We start from the raw sequence: 21,992 nt of genomic DNA, 5'->3' as shown, positions 1-21,992 counted from the left end.
CAGCCCAGGGCTGGTGTCTCGCCCGGGCAGCCCCAGTGGCAGAATGACGGCGCCGAGCTGACAGCTCGACCTTGTGACGCCAGCGAAGCCGGTGAGATCCCGGCGCTGTCCCGCAACGGTGATGCCCCCACAAGGCTAGAGGGGACGAGCCCGGTCGACTGCGTGACATGACAGGACACCCAGCCCCGGACGAGGGCGTCGGCGCTTCCCCACCCGATCGAGCACATCGCCGTGTGATCGGCGCTCGACGTCCCGGCTTGCGGCATCCTCACGGGAGATGAGGCCATGACGGGAACACCACTGCAGTACGCCGCGCACCACGACCATCCGCCCCAGCATCTCGACAACGCCCCGCCAGCTGGACTCGCACCCCAGCAGCGAAACTTAGGCGCTGACCTTCAGGCTGTCCTTCGCCTCGGAACGATGCTGGCCGCCGCCGGAACCGGATCCTACCGGGTCACCAGAGCCATGCATCAGGTCGCTAGTCTCCTTGATATTGACGCCCTCGATGCCGCGGTCACCATGACAACCATCACAGTGACCGCCCGCCGCGGCGGAGAGTTTCGAACCGTCGTCCGAGAAATCACCAGTCTCGGCGTCGACGCCGGACGGATCGCCGCGCTAGAACGTCTGACCCACCGGTTACCGTCCGGCGCGAACCCCGATGACATCCATGCCGCGTTGACGGCTATCACCAGCAGTCCACGGCGATGGAGTTTTTCCTCCCGCGCCGCTGCCGCCGGAGTGGGATGCGCAGCATTCGCCGTACTCAACGGTTTTGGACCCTGGGACGCGATGGCAGTGATCGTCGCTGCCGGGCTGGGGCAATACCTGCGTAGCCTGCTAGGTCACCACCGGGTCGCCCCGCTGGCCGTGGTGGCACTCTGCTCAGCGACATCATGCCTGCTCTACCTGCTATTGGTGACTGGAGCAGCTCCACTCGTCGGAATGAGTCACACCGCCCACGACGCGGGATACGTCGCTGCGGTGCTCTATCTCATTCCTGGATTTCCACTGTTCACCGCACTATTGGACATCGCGCATCTCGACGTCGTCGCTGGTTCCATCCGACTGGTGTATGCCATAGCGGTGATTGGCACCTCCACCGGCACCGTCTGGATGCTGTCCTCCCTCGCCGGTGCCGCGCCTCTGCCACCACGTCCCCGGGAGATGACCCCCTGGTTAGGGATCCTCATCTGGACTGTCGCGTCCTTCGTGGCCGTCGCAGCATTTGCGATGCTCTTTGACGCAGCCCTGCGGATGGTCTTACTGTCCGCGCTGATCGGAGCCGTAGCCAACCTGATCCGACTGGGTTGCCTGACCCTTCATGTCCCCGCACAAACTGCATGTTTTGTCGCAGGACTAGCCATCGGGTTACTCGCCGCGCTGATCTCGGTCCGCGCCCATATACCCCGCATCACCGTGTCTGTCCCCGCAGCGATCATCATGATCCCCGGGACCACCATGTACCGAGGGATGTACCACCTCAACGCAGGAACCATCGACAGCTTCCTCACCGAAGCGACCACCGCGACACTCTTGCTGATCGCCGTCGCCGCAGGACTGGCTGTAGCCCGGTTCCTCACCGACCACGACTGGGCCTACGCCTGAGCGGCCAACCCGACCAGTCACCACAACGACTCCCCGACACAACATCTGGTTTCACACATCGGCTCGCCGTACAGATATAGTGCTCGAGCTGGTCCGGATCCGAAAGGAGCCGGGGAAAGAGGGAATCTGGTGCGAATCCAGAACTGCCCCGCAGCGGTCATGGGGAACGACCACCGTCACACGCACTGGACACGCAGTCCGGGAAGCGACGGCCAGTAGATTCCGGCACCACCGGAGAGCCCCAGAGTCCGAAGACCTGCCAGCAACCACACGCGACGCGTGTGGTCACGTCGCGGCCCCCGAGGGAGGGGTCGGCAGACACACAGAACGGACCACGACCGTGCCAATCCGCCCGGCCGACGCCTCGTCATGCGTGCCTGACCACCTCTCCTCCCTCGGACACACCGCGTCCCGTCACAGCTCGCGAGGAGAGAGCCCATGACCGCCACCACACCACGGGTCCACCCCAACACCACCCCCGAAGCCTGCCCACCCGCACTCACCCACCCACCCCGCATGCGGGTACGCACCAGAGCCGGAACCCTCGAACCCGTCGACGTCACCAAAATCGTCACCGCCATCGAACGCTGGTGCACCGACCTCCCCGACGTCGACCCGATGCGCGTCGCCACCAGCACCATCAGCGGCCTCTACGACGGCGCCACCACCGACGAACTCGACCGCCTCGCCATCGCCAACGCCGCACAACTCACCGCCCTCGACCCCGGCTACTCCCGTCTCGCCGCCCGCCTCCTCGGCCACGTCATCGACGAAGAAGTGACCGGACAACACATCACCACCTTCTCCGAGTCCATCCGCATCGGACACCACCACGGACTCATCGGCGACGACACCGCCGCCTTCGTCGCCGCCCACGCCACCGCTCTCGACTCGGCCATTGACCCCGACGCCACCCTCCGCTTCGAATACGTCGGCATGCAAACGGTCTACGACCGCTACCTCCTACGACACCCTCACACCCGCCTCCCCCTCGAAACTCCCCAGTACTGGCTCATGCGTGTCGCCACCGGACTAGCGCACACCCTCGACGAAGCCATCGAGCTAGCCACCCTGATGACCGCCCTGGACTACCTCCCCAGCTCACCTACCCTCTTCAACTCCGGCACCGCCCACACCCAAATGTCCTCCTGCTACCTCGTCGACTCCCCCCGCGACGACCTCGAATCCATCTACGACCGCTACGCCCAAATCGCAAAACTCTCCAAATTCGCCGGTGGAATAGGCGTCTCCTGGAGCAGAATCCGCTCCCGCGGTGCCCTCATCCGCGGCACCAACGGCCGATCCAACGGCATCGTCCCCTGGCTACGCACCCTCGACGCCTCCGTCGCCGCCGTCAACCAAGGCGGACGCCGCAAAGGAGCCGCCTGCGTCTACCTCGAAACCTGGCACCCCGACATCGAAGAATTCCTCGAACTCCGCCACAACACCGGCGAAGACGCCCGACGCACCCACAACCTCAACATCGCCAACTGGGTCCCCGACGAATTCATGCGACGCGTCGAAACCGACGACATGTGGTCCCTCATCGACCCCACCGACGGCGCCGAACTCCCCGACCTCTGGGGCGAAGACTTCGACCGGGCCTACCGCGACCTCGAAGCCCAAGGACGATACGTCCGCCAAATCAAAGCCCGCGAACTCTACGGCACGATGATGCGCACCCTCGCCCAAACCGGCAACGGCTGGATCACCTTCAAAGACGCCGCCAACCGCACCTGCAACCAAACCCTCCAACCAGGCAACGTCGTCCACCTCTCCAACCTCTGCACCGAAATCATCGAAGTCAACAACGACACCGAAACCGCCGTCTGCAACCTCGGCTCCATCAACCTGGCCCACCACGTCGACCCCCTCTCCGGCACCATCGACTGGACCAAACTCCGCCAAACCGTTCGCACCGCCGTCACCTTCCTCGACCGCGTCATCGACCGCAATTTCTACCCCACACCCCAAGCCGCCGCCAGCAACCCACCCTGGCGACCCATCGGCCTAGGAGTCATGGGACTCCAAGACGTCTTCTTCCACCTCAAGCTGCCCTTCGACTCACCCCAAGCCCGCGAGATCTCCACCCGCCTCTTCGAAGAGATCTACCTCTCCGCACTCGAACGCTCCACCGAACTCGCCGCCACCCACGGACCCCACCCCGCCTACCCCCACACCCGCGCCGCCCACGGCATCCTCCAACCCGACCTGTGGAACACCACCCCCACCCAACACGACCGTTGGAACACCGTCCGCACCGCCATCGCCACCCACGGTCTACGCAACTCCCTCCTCATCGCCGTCGCCCCCACCGCCACCATCGCCGCCATCGCCGGCTGCTACGAATGCATCGAACCCCAAGTCTCCAACCTCTTCAAAAGAGAAACCCTCTCTGGAGAATTCCTCCAAATCAACACCTACCTCGTCCGCGAACTCAAACAACGAGGCCTCTGGACCGACGCCATCAGAGAAACCCTCAAACGCCACGAAGGATCCATCCAAGCCATCACCGAAATCCCCGAAGACATCCGACAGCTCTACCGCACCGCCTGGGAACTCGCCCAAAAAGACCTCATCGACCTCGCCGCCGCCCGCGGACCATACATCGACCAATCCCAATCACTGAACCTCTTCATGGCCGCCCCCACCATCGGCAAACTCTCCTCCATGTACCGATACGCCTGGAAAGCCGGCCTCAAAACCACCTACTACCTGCGCTCGCGACCCGCGACCCGCATTCAGCAAGCGACGGTACCGATCACCGAAGCTGTCGCTTGTTCCCTGGAAAACCCGACCGTCTGTGAGGCCTGCCAGTGACAACCCTTGACCGCGATATTGAGATCCGCACCGACAACGACGACCGGCTTGGCCATGGTGATCATCGGCCGCTCAGCACGGCCACTGATCACCATGCCACCAGCGCACTGCTCGACCCTGGTATGAACCTCACCCTGAGACCGATGCGTTATCCGCACTTCTATGACTCTTACCGGGATGCGATCAAGAACACCTGGACAGTTGAGGAAGTCGACCTCCATTCCGACCTGGCAGATCTGGCGCGCCTGAGTTCCGCAGAACGACATCTGGTGAATCGACTAGTCGCGTTCTTTGCCACTGGAGATACTATTGTCGCCAACAACCTCGTGCTGAATCTTTATCAACACGTGAACTGTCCTGAGGGGCGGTTATATCTGAGTCGACAATTGTTCGAAGAGGCTGTGCATGTCCAGTTTTATTTGACCCTGCTGGATACCTACGTCCCTGATGAGGATGAACGCTTAGAAGCGTTCGCTGCAGTCGAGAAGATTCCCTCGATCCGTCGTAAGGCTGAATTCTGTTTTCGGTGGATCGACTCAGTGTTTACCCTGGATGCCTTACGCACCAGGGAGGATCGCCGGGCATTTCTCCTCAACCTCGTCTGTTTCGCTGCCTGCATCGAAGGTCTCTTTTTTTACGGCGCGTTCGCCTATGTGTATTTCTTGCGATCTAAAGGACTACTCAACGGGTTGGCGTCCGGAACAAACTGGGTGTTCCGAGACGAGTCCTGCCATATGGCGTTTGCATTTGACGTGATCGATACGATCCGACTGGAAGAACCTGACCTTTTTGATGACGAATTCAATGCGCAAGTTCGGGAGATGATCTCCGAAGCTGTTGAATGTGAAGTGCAATTTGCCGAAGACTTGCTCAGCGGGGGAGTGGCGGGTTTATCGCTCCAAGACATGCGGCTCTACCTGGAGAGCGTTGCCGATCGTCGCCTCACCCAGTTAGGGCAACAGCCGAAATACGGAAGCCGTAATCCGCTAGCATTCATGGAACTTCAAGATGTGCAGGAGCTGTCGAACTTCTTTGAACGTCGGGTATCGGCGTACCAGGTTGGCGTGACTGGGTCAGTATCCTTCGATGAGGATTTCTAAACCACACACAACAACCTGACCGGTCAGCCTGTCTACCAGGCGGGGCGGGTGCTGCGAAACATGTCCGCCACACCCGCCCCGACGGCTGGTAAGGATTCACACCAGAAGAATCACTAAAACCTGCGCCGCAACAACCCGGAGAAACATCGTCAACGGGTACACACTGGCATAACCGATGGCGGGGCCGTCCGAGGTGGACAACGACTGGGCATAAGCCAACGCAGGCGGGTCGGTGCTTGCCCCGGCAAGAACGCCAATCATGACGAGGAAATTGACCCCGGTCAGAGTGGCTCCGATGGCACCGATAATCAACACTGGCACCACCGTAATCAAGAGTCCCCACAGCACCCACAGATAGCCGCCTTGCATCACCGTCGCGACAAATGTCGGTCCAGCGCTGAGGCCAACCCCTGCCAGGAACAAGGCCATTCCAAGCTCACGGAGCATCAAGTTGGCGCTGACCGTGCTGTAAGTGACCAGCCGGAGCTGTGGGCCGAAGCGACCCAAGAGCAAAGCTACGACAAGAGGGCCCCCTGCGAGGCCAAGTTTCACTGGCACCGGCACGCCGGGGATCGTCAACGGGATACTCCCGAGAAGCACCCCCAGCACTAAACCGCTAAACAGGACAAAGAGGTTGGGTGCGTCCAGACTTCTCGCGGAGTTGCCACAGAGTTTCTCTACCCGTGAGAGGTTTTCGGCCGTCCCTACCACAGTTAGTCGGTCACCGAGGACCAGTTGAAGGCGGGGAGACGCGACGAGGTCAGTGCCGCCGCGGTGCACCCTAGTGATGGTGACACCATGCACTGAGCGCAGGTTGAGTTTACTGACCGCAACGCCGTTGAGTTTGGGTGTGGACAAGACCATCTGGCGTGCTTCGTAGATGGCTGGACCTTCGAGCCACTGCTCTGCCGGGACATCGACCCGGTGTCCTAAAACAGCAGTGAGCAGATCACGATCAGCACGCTGCGCGATGACGAGGAGTTCATCACCGTCAGCAAAAGTGGTGCTGGGTTCCACAAGTTCGATGAGGTCGCTGCCAGCGCGCTTAACCCGAGAAATGACAAAGTGGGTCGGCAGCATCTTAGTAACTGCGGTGACTGATTTTCCAATGATTTCGGCGTTAGTCACTTTAATGGTGAATTTGCGCGCGTCGTTATCGCTTCCGCCAATGAGTTCGTTCAGTTCTCTTTCAGCGCTGCGGAGGTCCACGTTCAGGACGGCCCGAAGCACGATCATCGACAGAATGATCCCGACCACTGCCAGGGGATAAGCAACGGCATACCCTGAGGCAATCGTCGGGTCGCCTCGACCGGTCATGTCACGGTAGGTTTCTTGCGCAGCTCCCAGGCCGGGGGTGTTGGTGACGGCTCCGGACATAATTCCGACCAGAGTGGGGCCACTGATATCTGTGGCGTAATACACAGCAACAGTGACAGCAACGCCAAGTGCCACCATTCCGGTGGCCAGGAGGTTCAGGATCAGGCCACCCTTGCGTAGCGCGGACAGAAAACTGGGTCCGACTTGCAGTCCGATCGAAAAGACGAACAGTGCTAAGCCTAGTTCGCGCACGAAATACAAGGTGTGCCCGTCGATGACTAGTCCGCAGTGCGCTAGGAAGATCCCGACAAATAAGATCCAAGCGCTACCGAACGTCAGTCCAGCGATTTTCCAGCTGCTGAGTGCTAATCCGATAGTGATGACCAAGGCGAGGACAAATATGGCATGCGCCGTACCTTGTCCGGTGATCAGATCTGTCAACCAAGTCACGCCGTACCACCTGGGGTCGGTACAGTCGCGGGGCATGATGAAGCCAATGCGTTATCTCCTCACGGGTATCCACGCCCGATATAGCAGGGTTACAAGAGCACAGTTCCTGACTTGGTTTCACAGTGGCGGGACCGTTCTGGATTTTCACCAGATTCCTGGAGGCTCTTGCCGCCGGTCATTATGTCACAGTTGTTACGACGCACTGAATAGTTGTTATCGTCGGGCATCACCAATATCTGGTGGTCACCGATGTGATCCATCCCTGCCTGGGAGGCGCCCGCATGTCTCTTCCGCACGTCCTGACGCTGCTACCTGAAGCGGCGCGCGCTGTCACGGCTGTCGTGGAGTCTGTCACCGATCATGACTGGTATGCGCCGTCGCCTTGTCAGGGCTGGCGGGTCGGCGATGTCCTGAACCATCTCGTCGCTGAGCATCTGTGGGCACCCCACCTGCTCCGAGGGGAGACCCTGGAGCAGGTGGGGCAGCAGTACGACGGTGATGTTCTTGGTACGGACCTGCCTGGTGCGTGGAAGCGGGCGATGACGTTCTCGTTGATGGCGTGGGCGCAGGCAGATCCGGACGGGCAAGTCCATACTCGTGGGGGATTGCTGCCAGTACGCGACTACGCCCACCAGATGCTGCTTGACTTAACTGTGCACGGCTGGGATTTAGCTGCCGGTGCTGGTGTGAACTATGAGCCAGTCGCTGACGCGGTCGAGGCGGGGATCGCCTACGAGCGACCGCGTGTCGCTGCTGGCCAGACGAGCTCACTATTCGCGCCACCCGTGCCCTACGCCGGCGATCACCGCCTCGGCATGTTGCTTTCTCTCACGGGTCGTCGCCCGTTCCGACGTGGCTGACCACAACCGGCCAGGCGACTCGGCCACGTCGATCCAACATGTTGTCTGGGACTGGAATGGCACGCTCTTCGCTGATGTCGAAATCTCATGGTTGACCATCAATGTCGTGCTTACTGAATTCGGGCTGCCAGTGATTCCTGATTTGCCCACCTACCGCCGTACCTTCACTTTTCCGATCCGCACGTATTACGAACGGATCGGGCTGGGAGAGGAGACGGGTTTATTTGAGGTAGCGGCACATCGATTCATCGAGGAATATCATTCTCGGGTGGCGGGAGTGCCGCTTCGTGCAGGCGCTATCGAAGCGCTCATGGAGATACGCCGACGAGGTTTGTCTCAGACAATCCTGTCAGCCAGCAGGCAGGATTTGCTCGTCGCTCAAGTCGCCCCTTTTGCTGTAGCGCAATATTGCACCGCTATTTTGGGGATCAGTGATATTTACGCACACAGTAAAGAAGACGTGGCTCGCCGCTGGATGACGACGCTTTCCAAGCAGGGTCTTGCCCCTCAACAGGTGCTTTTCGTCGGTGATACCGCTCATGACGTCGACGTAGCAACCACAGTCGGGGCCAGGGTAGCTGTGGTCGCTGAGGGGCACCTGCACGCCGAGGTTGCCGACAAGCTTGGCGTCCCCGTACTGACTGACCTTCGCGAGATCTCCGGCGTATTGGACGGTGATATGGACTCAGGTCACGCTGGTTAGTGATGATCTGGCATGAGCGGTTTCACCAGCAGAATCTGGGAAGTTTTGGCGACATGTCCGATATCAGGTGACATCCACTATGGGCCTCTGACCTGCAATTTTCTGTGTTGTATCTGAGGTGATGACCGTTCGTCTCAGTGACCGTGGTCGATGGTTTACACCACCGGTAGGGTGCGAGCACCGGTGGACGCCCAAGCATCTGACGACGCTGTCGGGGAGGCGGACCCACCCTGACCACGGAGCGCCTCATGTTTCGACACCGTGCCTGTCGTCACTCGTCTGTTCTCACTGTCCTCTTTGTCGGGGTATTACCAGCTGGGTCAGTTCTTGCCCAGCCGGTTGATCCTGGGATACGCCCGCCACAACGGGTGACCAACACCAATGTGACCCGTGGCGAGGAGGCTACTTACCGGTTGGTTCCGCTCACCGAACCCACGCTGCCATCCCGGAGTGACTCTTTCGGACGTTTTGTCGCAGACAATGGCACGTTGATGGCTGATAGTCGTGGTCCTTATTCTGGCGACGACACAGTGACGCCACCCCTTCCGGATGACAGTAAGGTCTATCTTGCCAATCAGTCTACCGGGGTCACGATGCTTCCCATCATGTCTATCGATTGCAACCCTGAGGTTGCATTCTTCTCCTGGAAAGCATTGGGGATTTTGCGCGATGGGTCGATACGTGCTTCCACAGTGTGTCGGGATGGTGGAAGTGCTCTTTTTTCGAGTAACACAGTCATGAGATGGGGTACGCCAAAAGAAATGCCCAGGAATGTCCCCCTGGCTTCATCCCTGGAGACGTCATTTGCAACCTTAGATATTAACAACGACGGTCAGATTATGAATTCTGCTTACGAAGAGCCTCATTTTAAAACAATAGTGGTGAAGGATGGTCATCATCAGCAAGAGATTCATGCAGTCAATTCTGACCAAGAAGTATATGGGATTGATATTGGCGATGATGGCACAGTAGTGGGTAATTTTATCCGGCAGGAACCAGCAAGGTTTCATCGATTCCCTGAGCCGGGCATGACCCAACTTCCTTTCGTGGCAGAAAAAGGGAGTGCTATTGCAACCCCCCTCTCCCTACCGCCAGGAACGGCCACCTCAAATGACATTGAATCTCCAAATATTCTACAGGTTTCTCCGGATGGAAGATGGATCATTGGCTCCTACGGTCCGCGCACTGTCGCCTGGGACTCCCAACGACACCCGGTGATTCTCAGTGACGATGCCCACATTGTCCCGGTTAAGATTCTCAGTGCACACCAAGCGCTCGTTACGTCCGCGTGGGGTCCAGCCATACTTGACCGAAATATTGCGCATCCGCTATCAGTCAAAGATTTGCCGCAAGGGTCACAGCTTGTCAGTGTCTCCCATGTCAATAGTTCTTTGCAGATAGCAGCCACAATCCGCACTGGGGAAGGCCGACGTCGAGCCGTCTTGTTGGCGCCATCTCACTAAGAAATCATGTCCCAGTGTCACGGAAGTTCTGTCGATCTAGGAGGTTGCCATGTCATATTCTCGGTCACGCTGGCCTCTGTCGGTGATGGTTGTCATGCTGATCAGCGTTCTCCCTATGGGGGCTACCCACGCCCAGCCGGATGAAGCGACACCAGCAGAGCGTGGCGCACACCAGCAGGTAGCGCGCGGACAGGATGTCTCATACGAGATCGTCCAGCTAGCTCCTGCATATAGAAATGGACAAATTTTACATCAGTCGACTATTGGAAGTGGTATCACAGAATATAGTCGCCTACTTGTCGGAATTATAGAGAAAAAAGAAGATGCTGAGTTCCCAGAGTATGATAAGTCTGCAATCAACCTGATTGATCAGGGCAGTGGAGCTGTGGCATTCCCGTGGATCTCCGAGGACTGCTATCCATATTTTTGGGCTACACGATGGCGGCCCATCTCCGCTGGTCGAGATGGGTCTGTGCTAGGGGTCGTGAACTGTATTCATAAAACAGATTCCAGTAAAAATAAGAACATGGTGGTGCACTGGGAATCGGAGAAAGTGCTGCCTCGAACGATCCTGTCAGCATCACCTCAAGAGGTTCAATATTCACTTTTTCATGGCACTGAAGATGGCCACCTTCTTCATGTAGATCTTGACACGAAGAAGCATGTCTACTCCACCTATGTCACCTCACTGGACGGCGCCTCCCGTAGGATCAGTCCCTCAGATCCCAGCAGTGAAGTTTATGGCACAGATTTAGCAGAACAAGGCACTGTGGCCGGTGTGATTCTTCCGCATGCAGATGCTGGCCAACTGGCGACCACTGATATCCTCCAAAAACCTTTTGTTGCCTCTGGAGGAAGTTCATTACCAGAAATGTTACCTCTTCCTGCAGGAGTGACCGCTCCTTCAGCTCGTAAAACCCCGGCGACGATCAAGGTGTCTCCGGACGGTCGACGGATCATTGGGGCTATCGGCACACACACCATTGCCTGGGATGCACAGCGCAGGCCGACCATCCTCAGTAGTACTAGTGCTATCACCCCAGTGAAACTCCTTAATGGCAACAAGGCACTGGTCAACTCGATCTGGGGGCCTGGAATACTGCGGGGTGGTGAGATTCGTCCCCTTGTAGTGGCGGATATGCCGCCGGGGGCGAAACTTCAGACTGTCGCTGGGATCAATACCTCACAAGAGATCGCCGCGACCCTGCTCTTACCTAGCGGCTTGACTCAGGCAGTGTTATTGTCTCCCTCAAGCTGACCTAGTCAACTGGGCAGTAGTGCGGCGTCCGGCTTGATCCCCCCACCAACGCCCTCCGCGGATTCCTGGACATGCTTGCCACCCTTCTCACCACCTACCAGCCCACCCACCTCGTCACCTGCTGGGACAACGACTGGAGACCCGCCTTCCGCGTCGCCGCCGTCCCCAGCTACAAAAGCCACCGACTCGCCCCCGGCAGCGACACCGATGAAGACACCCCCGCTGCTCTGGCAGTCCAGGTCCCTCTCATTGCTGCAGCTCTCGACGCAGTAGGGATCTGCCGTATCGGAAGTTCGGGGTACGAAGCAGACGACGTCATCGGCACCCTCGTCGCCACTACCGTCCACCGCTGCCCTGGCACCTCCATCGACGTCGTCACAGGCGACCGCGACCTGTTTCAGCTCGTCGATGACCAGGTGCCCGTCCGGGTGATATACACCGCCCGCGGGGGAATCCGTGATCCTGACCACGTAGACCAGGCCTACCTGCTTGACCAGTACGACGTCCCTGACGGCGCCCGATACGCTGACCTCGCCGTCCTGCGCGGAGACCCCTCCGACGGGCTGCCCGGGGTGGTGGGGATCGGCGCTAAGAGCGCGGCGAGCCTGTTACGCACCTTCGGTGATCTCGACGGCGTGATCCAAGCCATCGATGATGTCGACATCCGCCTCAAAGGCGCCCGGCTCGCTCGACTCAGCAAAGCCCGCGACTATCTGGCCGTCGCCCCGACAGTGGTCGATGTGGTCCGTGACTGTCCAGTTCCTGACCCTGACGGCGACCCGCCGCACGGATCTCTCCCCCGCACGGTCGCCGATGCACGTCTGATCTCGCAGCTCGCAGTGCAATATCAACTCACCCGTCAGTTCACCCGCCTTCTCGACGCACTGCACATCACTTGACCAGTGCTGATCCACCTGGCCAGTGTTGATCCGCTCAACGGCAGCTAGGTGACGCCCGCAGCCAGCTCAGTCCAACCTGTCTGCCGCCACGACACCACGCATCACCGCGGTCACCGCGGACCGCGCCGTCACCGCCACTGTCGGTGACGCAACATCCACGATCTGCCCCAACAGATCCACCAGCTGCTTGCACCGGCGGACAAAGTCACCCGCCGCAAGATCACTGTCTCGCAGCACAGACTCCAAGGACCCGCCACTGGCCCAGCGATAGATCATCATCGCAATCCCTGCATCGGGGCGAGCCACCGGCGTCACCCCGTGGGCCACTGCCCGATCCTCCAGGTCCGACCACGCCCGATCCATCGCCGTGATTGCAGCTTCCACCGCTGCTGTCGGCAGCTGCGGGAACGGCTCGGAATCATCTCGCCTGGGCTCGTGCACCAACGCAGACACCGTCGCCGCGAGTTCAGCAGGGGTCAGCCTTGCCCAGCCCGGATGGCGTAAACACTGCGCGACGAGCACATCACGCTCACAGAAGATCCGACGTAACTGCTCTCCCGCTGCAGTCACCGCCATCCCATCAGCATCGAGATAACCCAACTCAGCGAGCACATCACAGTGCCGATCAAAAACCCGCGCCACCGAACTGGTGCGACCTTCCACCCGCCGCCGTAACGTTGCGGTCTCCTTCTGCAAAGACGTCCACCGCTCCCCCCATCGGGCGTGATGTTCACGGTCAGGACATCCATGACAAGGGTGTGCACGCATCCGACGTCGTAGCTCGGTGATCCGTTGCTCCACGTCCACGGCTGAGCCACCGCAACATTCCTCAGAATCCAGCCCCGCTGCCGCCGGCTCCGAAGCGGGCGCGTCGATCGGCACTGTGGCTCGCATCGTTGCTGCCAGATCACGTCGGTCCTTGACCACCCGGACATGGAATTGCTGTGGAATGCGCACTTTTCCCGCTATCGCTGCCACATCCTCCAGATCATTCGGAGCGATCCGCCGCACCCGAGCTTCCTCGGTCAGCACCGAAAGCACCGGTTGCGAGCCGGAGGTCGCCGGAGTCAGCACCACAGCCCGACCCACCTGTCGACCGTGGGATCGCGTGGGCAGCAACAGCACCTCCCCAGGAGTGCGTTTGCCCAGCCACGCGGCCACCCGCGCCCGACGACCCGATGCCCGCACTCGCGCCGCTTCCTTTTCGGCCTGAGACAGGTCCCGGCGCAACGCTGCATATTCAGCAAAGTCCCCCAGATGGCAAGTCATCGACTCCGCATATCCCGCTAATGCCTCCTCATGCCGACGAATGGTCTGCATGATTCCCACCACAGAACGATCCGCCTGGAACTGGGCAAAACTGGTCTCCAATACAGCGCGGGCGCGCTCTCGCCCAAATGTCGCCACTAAATTTGCCGCCATGTTGGGATTGGGACGGAAGCTGCTGCGCAGCGGATACGTGCGGGTCGACGCTAGCCCTCCCACAGACACTGGATCGACCTGCGGGTTCCAGAGGACGACGGCATGCCCCTCGACGTCCACTCCTCGACGGCCAGCCCTGCCAGTGAGCTGCGTATATTCAGCAGGAGTGATGTCCGCGTGACCTTCACCGTTGAATTTGACCAACTTTTCCAGTACGACGGTTCGAGCGGGCATATTAATCCCCAACGCCAAGGTTTCGGTCGCAAAAATCATTTTGATCCGACCTTGCGTGAAGAGCTCTTCTACCAACTCTCGAAATGTCGGCAGCATCCCGGCGTGGTGAGCGGCAAATCCTCGAGTCAGCCCCTCCAAAAAATCGGCAAAACCCAACACTCCCAAATCGGCTGCGGATAACGAGGACACCCGCTCATGGACCAAATCGGAGATAGCGCGGGCCTCCTTCTCATCGATTAAGGTCGTGCCCCACGCCAACAGCTGCTGCACCGCGGCGTCACAACCTGCCCGGCTAAAAATAAACGTGATCGCTGGTAATAAGCCGTCTCGTTCTAGGCGGGTTACGACCTCCGCACGAGACACCCGCCGCTCCATCGGACGTTCCCGACCTGCGGTTTCCGCCGTACGCCGTCCGCGTGCCTCCCCTCGTCGACGCGGCAATCGGTCCCGGCTACCTCGACGACGACGCTCAATGCTCTCCAACAATTCCGGATTGATCCGCGATGATACGGACATCGCTCGATGCCCCGGAGCTAAGGAATCCTCCCCCTCAACGAACAAGTCACAGATCTCTCGCCCCACCATCATGTGCTGCCACAAGGGCACTGGCCGAAACTCCTCGACCACCACTTCGGTGTCTCCACGGACCTGCCCCAACCAGGCACCGAACTCCTCGGCATTGCTCACTGTTGCTGACAAGGACACCACTTGCACCTGCTGGGGCAGATGGATGATGACTTCCTCCCACACCGCTCCGCGGAATCGATCGGCCAGATAATGAACTTCATCCATCACCACAAACCCCAAGTCATCCAGGGTTGGGCTTTCGTCGTACATCATGTTGCGCAGCACCTCGGTGGTCATCACCACCACCGGCGCGGAACCGTTGATCACGCTGTCGCCGGTTAACAGGCCCACCTGAGCGTTGCCATGCCGGCGGCATAAATCGTGATATTTCTGATTAGACAAGGCCTTGATCGGAGTCGTGTAGAAAGCTCGACGTCCCGTTGATAACCCCAGATGGACAGCGAACTCCCCCACCACCGTTTTGCCCGACCCGGTAGGCGCAGCCACCAAGACACCCCGACCGTCTTCCACCGCCTGACACGCCCGCTCCTGGAACTCATCCAGCTGAAAATCCAGTCCCGCAGCAAACTCAGTCACCTGAGGATGACGTGAGCGGCGCCGTGACCGGGCATAACGTTCTGCAGGGCTAGACATGCGCCCAGGTTACGGCAGGCACAGCTCCTCCCCCACACGCCGACCGACGGACAGGCCAGATTACCGCTCCTGCCGCAACACCCCAGACATCACAACGAGCTTGCTTGATCGTCCGGAACGTCACGAGTCCACGACGGACGACGTCGATCACGTCTACGATCCAACAGCCAGGCCACCCCGTAAGCCCCGTAAAACAGGGCGCACATCGGCAACGCCAGGATGAACATCGTCCAGGGGTCCGGAGTTGGCGTCATCATCGCGGCAAAAACAAAGTTGCCGATCACGGCCCACCGCCACCCAGACAGCATCACTCGAGCCGGTAAAATCCCAATCACATTCAAAGCGACCAAAAAAACTGGCATTAGGAATGCAAAACCAAACGCCAGAATATACCTCGTCAAGAAGGTGAAATACTCTGGTGCGCCAATGATGTTGTCACCCGCAGCTGGAGTAAACGACACCAAGACATCCACGGCCATCGGCAACGTCCACAACGCCAGTGCACAACCACCCAGAAACAACGGCACCGCGACACCGATGAACGCCATCGCGGTGCGTTTTTCCCGACGGGTTAATCCAGGAACGATGAAGGCCCATATCTGCCACACCCACACCGGGGCAGTCAAGATGATGGCCAGTGACAACGCCATCTGCAGATGCACCGCAAACGGGTCGGTCAATCCCGCATAGTTAACATGACCACCACGGTCCTTCAACGGCCGTACGAGCAGCGCGAACATCGGCTCGTAGAGCATCCAGCCCGGAATCACGCCCACGGCGATAGCGACAGCTGCGACTACCACTCGGTTGCGCAATTCGATCAGATGCTCAATCAGGGACATCCGTCCCTCAGGGTCGCGTCGAGCCTGCCGGGGTCGGCGTAAGAAAGCCACCGGTGATCAGGATCAGAGGGTGGGGTCGGTGCGGGGCTTCGACTCTGCCCCGGCAGCCTTCGCCGCTCGCTGCGCTCGCATCTCCGCCTCGATCCTGGCCCGCTCCTCCTCAGCATCCAAGGAAGCCGCAACCTCAGCACGAAGTCGCGCGGTGCGCTGCTCCGGGGTCTCCGGCGCCGCGGGGGCCGAAGACCCCGTGTCCTTCGCTGGCTGACCTGCGGCGGACGTCGCAGTCGCCCCGGCAGCAGGTGTGGTAGCCGCTGACGGTGGCACCGTCGCACCCGACACGGTGTCCTGGCTAGCCGCACTCGGGGCGTCGTCGCGTCGCATCTCGTCAACCTCAGCCTTGAGGATTCGCAACGAGCGGCCCAAACTGCGCGCCATGTCCGGCAGCTTGTTCCAGCCGAACACGATCACGATCACCAGGGCAACAATGATGATGTGCCACGGTTCGAGAGCGTTGCGCCACATCGATACTGGTCCTTTCGACCGGAATGTTGTCAGAATCTCACGTGCCTCGACGGAACTGTCGGCTCAGTGTATGTCGATCTGCTCCCGGTAACCCGCGAGGGCTTCCTCAGCCCCAGCGAGCACCTGATCAGCGACCCACTGCGGCGCCGTGACCTGCGCCTGACCGCCTAACTGCCACACCAACCGACGTAACCACCCCATATCGGAGGTCGGCACCAGCAACGTCGAACCCTGATCGTGGACCACATGCCCCACATGGGGACACCATTCCGCCACCCACGCCGCAGACGGTGACAACTCCATCGTCACCACCACGTCATTCGCACCTGCCTGGAACGCCCCACTACCCAAGTCCCGCCCCTGGGCCTGCACCGGCGGCGTCCCATCGACGTCGAGGATCTCCACCGACTCGACCCTGTCGACCCGAAACAACCGCACTGCCTCCGAGCGGTGACACCACCCCTCCAGATACCATCGGCCGTCAACACTGGTCAGACGCATCGGATCGACATCCCGCTCCGTGGACTCGTCCCTGGCCGCCACCAGATAGCGCACATGCACCCGGCGTCGACGGGCCAAGGCCTCACGGAGCCGGTCCATCGTGTCCTGTTGCTCTTCCGCACCGATCTGCACCCGGATCCGATGCCGCGCCGCGTCCACACTGGCCGCAGCATCCATCGATGCCGCCTCCTCCAACTTCGCCAGCGTGCGATCCAATGCATCCCGCTCAGCCAGGCCGGGGATCTGCGCCAACGTCCGCAGCGCCACGATCAACGCCAACGCTTCCTCCCGGCCCAGACGCAACGGGCGGGCAATAGTGTCGGCGTTTCCCAGGTAGATCCGTCCGTCGTGCCAATCCGCCTCGATGAGATCGTCAGGCATTCCTCCGGGCATCCCGCAGAGGAAGAGCAATTCCAGATCCGATTCCACCTGCTCCGGCGACACCTGCAACTGAGCAGCGGCATCCTCGATCGCGATGCCCGGACGGTTGAGCAGCCACGGCACCATCGTCAACAAACGTGCTAGCCGATCTGACGCTGATTCTTGCCGCGATCGAGCTGAGGTGCTTCGTCCTGCTGGTCCTTCTCCGATGGTCATGGCTGTGCCTCCGGTGACGGCTGTGGGCCCGCAGGTGACGCTGATCGGTGCGCTGCCACCACCGCCGACAGTCGACGTACTGTCGCTTCCACCAACTCAGGTGGGTCAACGACTCGCACCACTGGCCCATATGACGCCGCTTCGTCAGCAAGCTGATTCACCGAGGGGCCCGACACTCGCAACACATCCCACCCGTCAGGCGCAGCCTCGCAGCTCGCGCCAGAGACTGCCCGCCGACGCCATGCATGACCTGCTCCTGGACGCACCCACGCTGTGGCCACTACCCGAGCGTCCTGATCATGCCGGCGAATCATGGACGGCGCATCATGATCGGCAGGGATGACATAACTCCCCGGCTTGCCATCCCGGCGTACAGCCCCGACAACCCGACTCAGCCGAAACACCCGCGGCGCCTGCCGGTCCACGTCAAAACCAGCGACATACCAATGACCGAACCTACTGGTCAACGACCACGGCTGGATGCGGCGGACCTGCGGCTCGCCCGCGCCCCGAGTGCGATACGCAAACCGGATCGGGCAACAGTCCACCACCGCTGCCGTCACCGCCTCGAATGCTGGCTCCACGGTGCGCACCTGAGTCTCCACCCCCGACAGGACGGACTCATCCACCTCGACACCGTCCGCGGCGAGTTTTCGCAGTGCCGCCGCAGCCGCACCACCCAAAGAGGCCTCCGACCAGGCCCGGCTCGCCAACGACAACACTGCCCATTCGTCCGGCGCTAGATGCAATTCGGGCAACGCATACTGACCACGGTCAATGCGGTACGCCGGTTCGTCATCGAAGAACTGATCGAGCTGCACCGTCACCAACGGCACTCCCAACTCGCGCAGTTCCTCCTTGTCTCGCTCGAACATCCGCTCGAACGACTCTTCCGAAGGCGTCTGCGCATACGCCGCCACAGCAGCCCGGATCTGCCCCCGCGTCAACGGCCGACGCGTCGACAATAAGCAGATGACCAGGTTTAACAGGCGTTCGGTCTTCGCCGCGACCTGAGGTGAAGTCCTCATGATCGCGGCGCCCCACACACCGCAGCGTCCACGCACCGCCCCCAGTTCGACCAGCCCCCCACCGACACCGTCAGTGCACGTCGACCAGATCCACCACGAAGATCAAGGTCTCCCCCGGTTGGATCACCGCACCCGCGCCACGATCGCCGTATGCCAAGTGCGGCGGGATGATGAGCTTGCGGCGTCCGCCTACCCGCATCCCGGCGATTCCCTGGTCCCAGCCCCGGATGACCATGCCCGTCCCCAGCGGGAAGGACAACGTCTGCCCACGATTCCACGACGCGTCAAACTCCTCCCCGGTGCTCCAGGCCACCCCCACGTAGTGGGCCTCAACCTCGTGGCCCGTTTCGGCGACCGCACCCTCACCGACCACCAGGTCCTCAATGACCAGCTCCGCCGGCGGGGTGTCCCCCGGGAAGTCGATCTCGGGCTTCACACGGTTGAACTCGGTCATGTCGCGCAACATCCTTCGTCAATTCAACGGTCAACACCCAGAGCCTACCCAGCACCTCAGCCTGGCGACGACACCGCCAGAACCGCAGCTGCCCGCTGGGCGCTCACAGAACGACGGGGCTGGCTCCTCCCACCGAAGAAAGCCAGCCCCGACCTAGCGTAAGGATCAGTTTTTCCCTGCGTCCAAGACATCCACCACGAAGATCAACACGTCGTCGCCCTTGATGGCGCCGTTGGCTCCGCCCTTCGCGCCATACCCGTCAGCAGGCTGCACCACCAGCAGCAGCCGTGACCCCACGGTCTGACCGACAATGCCTTCGTCCCACGCCTTGATCAGCTGACCGGCACCGATCGGGAATTCCGCATAGCCCGGACCAGCCTTACCTGAGTAGTCGAACGGCTTGCCCGGCTCCCGCCAGGTCACCCCGGTGTAGCGGATCCGGATGTGCTGACCCTTCTCAATTTTCTTGCCCTTACCCGCGATCAGCGGCTGGGTCACCGTCTCCTTGATCGGTGTCGGCGAAGGCACCGAAATCTTGGCAGGCTGTTTCATGTCGTCTGGCACCTCGGCCGTCGGCAACCCAGCCTTCGGCGGCACCGGCGTACCTTCGGCTTTCTCTAGGTACGGACGGCTCCCCACCACGTCAATCACAAAGACCACCGTGTCATCCAACGTCAACCCCTTGGGGAGCTGCTGCTCGCTCAAGGTATCTTTCGCCGGGACCGCGACCATCACCTGGCAGCCGATTTTTTTGCCCTTGACCGCGTCAGTGAAGAATGGCGGCGTGTCCGCATCCCCCACCCGCAACGTGGACGGGGTGTCTCCGTACGACGAGTTGATCACCGCGCCGTCCTTGCCGGAGAAGATGACATGTTTCGCCTCCAGCACCGCGTGGTCGCCGATCGCCTCGCCCGTGCCGTTCTTGATTTCCTTCGACACTGGCTTGGCGACCTTGAACGGCTTCTGCGCGATGTTCAACGTCGGTGGAGTCTTGTCGTCCTTCCCGGGAGTGAGGGACAGCGAGTCAACGTTGTCAGACACACCGGAGGACGATGACGCCGCGGGCAACGTGTCCGATGGGTTATCTGCGCACCCCGTGAGCAACACAGCAGGCAGGACGACGAGGCTGGCAAGGCGCAGCGACAGAGAACGCACGAGAGGCCGACTTTCTTCGCGGAGCGGATGTCGGTCCAGACTAACCCCGCCCAGGACCCCTCATAGTCCTCGGCACCATCACCACTCCAGCTGCAGCACGCCCATTTTCAGCCGCCAAGGGCTGTCACAGCCCGGGTAGATCAGATCACCGGACTCGCTCCATCAGCTGAATCAGCTCATCCACGCGCGAATCTGACGACGCAAATGGGTCCTGACAGACCACACTGCGTTCTGATCCGCCCTCCCACCGAAGATGCGTCCAGTCAGCCGTCACCTCACGTCGGAAATGGTGCGCTGCAGACAAAAATGCCCCTCGCAACGCAGCTCGAGTTGTCTGCGGCGGACGGCGTACGGCATCTGTGACCTGCTCCGCGGACGTCCACCGCTGCAACACCCCCGACGCTTCCAACTTCGCCGCGAGACCCCGTGCCGGGTTGATGTCGTGATAAAGCACATCAAGCTGTCGCAACCGGGCGTCTTCCCATGTCAGGTCATAGCGCTCCGCCTGCCGCGACAACAATGCCCATTTAGCGATCCAGTCGACATGGGCCGCGACCCGCAACGGCTCGTCTTGCTCCAAGGCAGACACAATGTCTCCCCATAAGGTCACCGCTTCGTGGTCCCAGGGTCGGGCCGGACCACACGCGGCCAGATGATCCGCCACCATCGCGTGGTAGATCCGTTGCACCTCTAGCGCCGTGACCGAACGGCCTTCCACCGTGCGGTACATCCCCCGCCCAGACAGATCTGTCGACACCGCCCGAATCGCCCCAGAGATCTGAGCAGGCATCAACGATGGCACCGACGCCCCCGCTTCCAACGCCCGCAGCACCAGATCCATCGCGGCGACCTTCACCATCGTGCTTGATTCAGCCATGGACGAATCACCCACGATGACATGCAACCGGCGGAATCGCGCCGCCTCCGCGTGTGGCTCGTCCCGAGTGTTGATCATCGGACGGCTTCGAGTGGTCGCACTCGACGCGCCCTCCCAGGTCAACTCCGCCCGCTGCGACACCGCAAAAAATGCCGACCCATCCCGACGCGGCACAATCCGACCCGCTCCACAGATGATCTGTCGAGTCACTAAGAACGGCACCAACACGTTCGTCAACACCGTCAGGTCTGTCGCGCGCGACACTAAATAATTCTCGTGACACCCAAAAGCGTTTCCCACCGAGTCGACGTTATTTTTCAACAAGAACACCTGACCAGATACGCCGTCCTCAGACATCCGTCGCTGCGCTTGATCGACCAGATCCTGCATGACCGCGGTGCCCGCGCGTTCTTGCGCCAACAGATCAGGCAAGGAGTCACACTCCGCTGTCGCATACTCCGGATGATTCCCCACATCCAGATACAACCGCCCACCATTGGGCAGGAAGACATTGCTTGACCGGTTCTGAGCCACAACATCGGCAAACAAGTAGCGGGCCACCTCGTCCGGTGTCAGCGCCTTCCCGGACGCTAAGGCGCAGGTCACCCCGTATTCCGTCTCGATCCCCATGATCCGCCGGTCCATCCCGCCTCCTCCT

At 60.7% G+C, this 21,992-nt stretch carries 17 protein-coding genes, 1 pseudogene and 3 riboswitches; of the genes and pseudogenes, 9 read left to right on the top strand and 9 right to left on the bottom strand.

Going from position 1 to position 21,992, the window contains the following annotated elements; all coding sequences use genetic code 11:
* Nucleotides 1-87: 87 nt before the first annotated feature.
* Nucleotides 88-154: riboswitch (cobalamin riboswitch) on the top strand.
* Between the two features lie 131 nt (nt 155-285).
* From KEM60_RS07780 to KEM60_RS07770, 3 genes are all read left to right on the top strand, one after another.
* On the top strand, nt 286-1,611 hold the full coding sequence (locus KEM60_RS07780; RefSeq protein ID WP_219106970.1) for a threonine/serine exporter ThrE family protein: 1,326 nt from the start codon (nt 286-288) through the stop codon (nt 1,609-1,611).
* A gap of 72 nt (nt 1,612-1,683) precedes the next feature.
* Nucleotides 1,684-1,890, top strand: a riboswitch (cobalamin riboswitch).
* Between the two features lie 159 nt (nt 1,891-2,049).
* Nucleotides 2,050-4,431, top strand: a complete 2,382-nt coding sequence (locus tag KEM60_RS07775; protein WP_219106969.1) for a ribonucleoside-diphosphate reductase subunit alpha — start codon at nt 2,050-2,052, stop codon at nt 4,429-4,431.
* Complete coding sequence (locus KEM60_RS07770) at nt 4,428-5,531, top strand: ribonucleotide-diphosphate reductase subunit beta (protein ID WP_255574378.1); 1,104 nt, start codon at nt 4,428-4,430, stop codon at nt 5,529-5,531. Before KEM60_RS07775 ends, KEM60_RS07770 begins: the two co-directional genes overlap by 4 nt.
* Nucleotides 5,532-5,627: 96 nt before the next feature.
* Here the strand turns inward: KEM60_RS07770 and KEM60_RS07765 are convergent, their stop codons facing one another.
* The gene (locus tag KEM60_RS07765; protein WP_219106968.1) at nt 5,628-7,298 is read right to left on the bottom strand and encodes a putative transporter; all 1,671 of its coding nucleotides are present in this window, start codon (nt 7,296-7,298) and stop codon (nt 5,628-5,630) included.
* Nucleotides 7,299-7,376: 78 nt separating this feature from the next.
* Nucleotides 7,377-7,480: riboswitch (cobalamin riboswitch) on the bottom strand.
* 99 nt (nt 7,481-7,579) lie between these two features.
* On the opposite strand from KEM60_RS07765, the gene KEM60_RS07760 reads away from it, so the two are divergent.
* The 6 genes and pseudogenes from KEM60_RS07760 to KEM60_RS16520 all read left to right on the top strand — a co-directional run bounded on the left by KEM60_RS07760 (nt 7,580) and on the right by KEM60_RS16520 (nt 12,481).
* Nucleotides 7,580-8,158, top strand: a complete 579-nt coding sequence (locus KEM60_RS07760; RefSeq protein ID WP_219106967.1) for a TIGR03086 family metal-binding protein — start codon at nt 7,580-7,582, stop codon at nt 8,156-8,158.
* Complete coding sequence (locus KEM60_RS07755) at nt 8,151-8,861, top strand: HAD family hydrolase (protein ID WP_219106966.1); 711 nt, start codon at nt 8,151-8,153, stop codon at nt 8,859-8,861. Before KEM60_RS07760 ends, KEM60_RS07755 begins: the two co-directional genes overlap by 8 nt.
* 368 nt (nt 8,862-9,229) lie before the next feature.
* Nucleotides 9,230-10,324: a hypothetical protein gene (locus KEM60_RS07750; protein WP_219106965.1), complete on the top strand. Its 1,095-nt coding sequence runs from the start codon at nt 9,230-9,232 to the stop codon at nt 10,322-10,324.
* A gap of 82 nt (nt 10,325-10,406) precedes the next feature.
* Nucleotides 10,407-11,582, top strand: a complete 1,176-nt coding sequence (locus KEM60_RS07745; RefSeq protein ID WP_219106964.1) for a hypothetical protein — start codon at nt 10,407-10,409, stop codon at nt 11,580-11,582.
* Nucleotides 11,583-11,635: 53 nt separating this feature from the next.
* Nucleotides 11,636-12,058, top strand: a pseudogene (locus KEM60_RS16525) (flap endonuclease); the annotation flags it as partial.
* Complete coding sequence (locus KEM60_RS16520; RefSeq protein ID WP_370626325.1) at nt 12,035-12,481, top strand: 5'-3' exonuclease H3TH domain-containing protein; 447 nt, start codon at nt 12,035-12,037, stop codon at nt 12,479-12,481. The pseudogene KEM60_RS16525 and the gene KEM60_RS16520, both read left to right, overlap by 24 nt.
* 66 nt (nt 12,482-12,547) lie before the next feature.
* Here KEM60_RS16520 and KEM60_RS07735 read toward each other — a convergent pair whose 3' ends face one another.
* The 8 genes from KEM60_RS07735 to pafA all read right to left on the bottom strand — a co-directional run bounded on the left by KEM60_RS07735 (nt 12,548) and on the right by pafA (nt 21,979).
* Nucleotides 12,548-15,358: an RNA helicase gene (locus tag KEM60_RS07735; protein WP_219106962.1), complete on the bottom strand. Its 2,811-nt coding sequence runs from the start codon at nt 15,356-15,358 to the stop codon at nt 12,548-12,550.
* 89 nt (nt 15,359-15,447) lie between these two features.
* On the bottom strand, nt 15,448-16,251 hold the full coding sequence (gene tatC / locus KEM60_RS07730) for a twin-arginine translocase subunit TatC (RefSeq protein ID WP_255574377.1): 804 nt from the start codon (nt 16,249-16,251) through the stop codon (nt 15,448-15,450).
* Between the two features lie 12 nt (nt 16,252-16,263).
* Nucleotides 16,264-16,722 carry a Sec-independent protein translocase subunit TatA gene (gene tatA / locus KEM60_RS07725; RefSeq protein ID WP_219106961.1) on the bottom strand — a complete coding sequence of 153 codons (459 nt, stop codon included), beginning with the start codon at nt 16,720-16,722 and terminating at the stop codon, nt 16,264-16,266.
* Nucleotides 16,723-16,785: 63 nt separating this feature from the next.
* A complete protein-coding gene (locus KEM60_RS07720) occupies nt 16,786-17,820 on the bottom strand; it encodes a YafY family protein (protein ID WP_219106960.1) in 1,035 nt (344 codons plus the stop codon).
* Nucleotides 17,817-18,848: a YafY family protein gene (locus KEM60_RS07715; protein WP_219106959.1), complete on the bottom strand. Its 1,032-nt coding sequence runs from the start codon at nt 18,846-18,848 to the stop codon at nt 17,817-17,819. Before KEM60_RS07715 ends, KEM60_RS07720 begins: the two co-directional genes overlap by 4 nt.
* A gap of 70 nt (nt 18,849-18,918) precedes the next feature.
* Nucleotides 18,919-19,302: an FKBP-type peptidyl-prolyl cis-trans isomerase gene (locus KEM60_RS07710; RefSeq protein WP_219106958.1), complete on the bottom strand. Its 384-nt coding sequence runs from the start codon at nt 19,300-19,302 to the stop codon at nt 18,919-18,921.
* Between the two features lie 165 nt (nt 19,303-19,467).
* Nucleotides 19,468-20,343, bottom strand: a complete 876-nt coding sequence (locus KEM60_RS07705) for an FKBP-type peptidyl-prolyl cis-trans isomerase (RefSeq protein ID WP_219106957.1) — start codon at nt 20,341-20,343, stop codon at nt 19,468-19,470.
* A gap of 259 nt (nt 20,344-20,602) precedes the next feature.
* Nucleotides 20,603-21,979, bottom strand: coding sequence for a Pup--protein ligase (gene pafA / locus KEM60_RS07700; protein WP_219106956.1), 1,377 nt, complete (start codon nt 21,977-21,979; stop codon nt 20,603-20,605).
* Nucleotides 21,980-21,992 lie beyond the last annotated feature (13 nt).

The sequence above is a fragment of the Austwickia sp. TVS 96-490-7B genome (assembly GCF_019331795.1).
GTDB lineage: Bacteria > Actinomycetota > Actinomycetes > Actinomycetales > Dermatophilaceae > Austwickia.
Note: the sequence above shows the minus strand (reverse complement) of the source record. Positions and strands in the feature narration are given on the sequence as shown.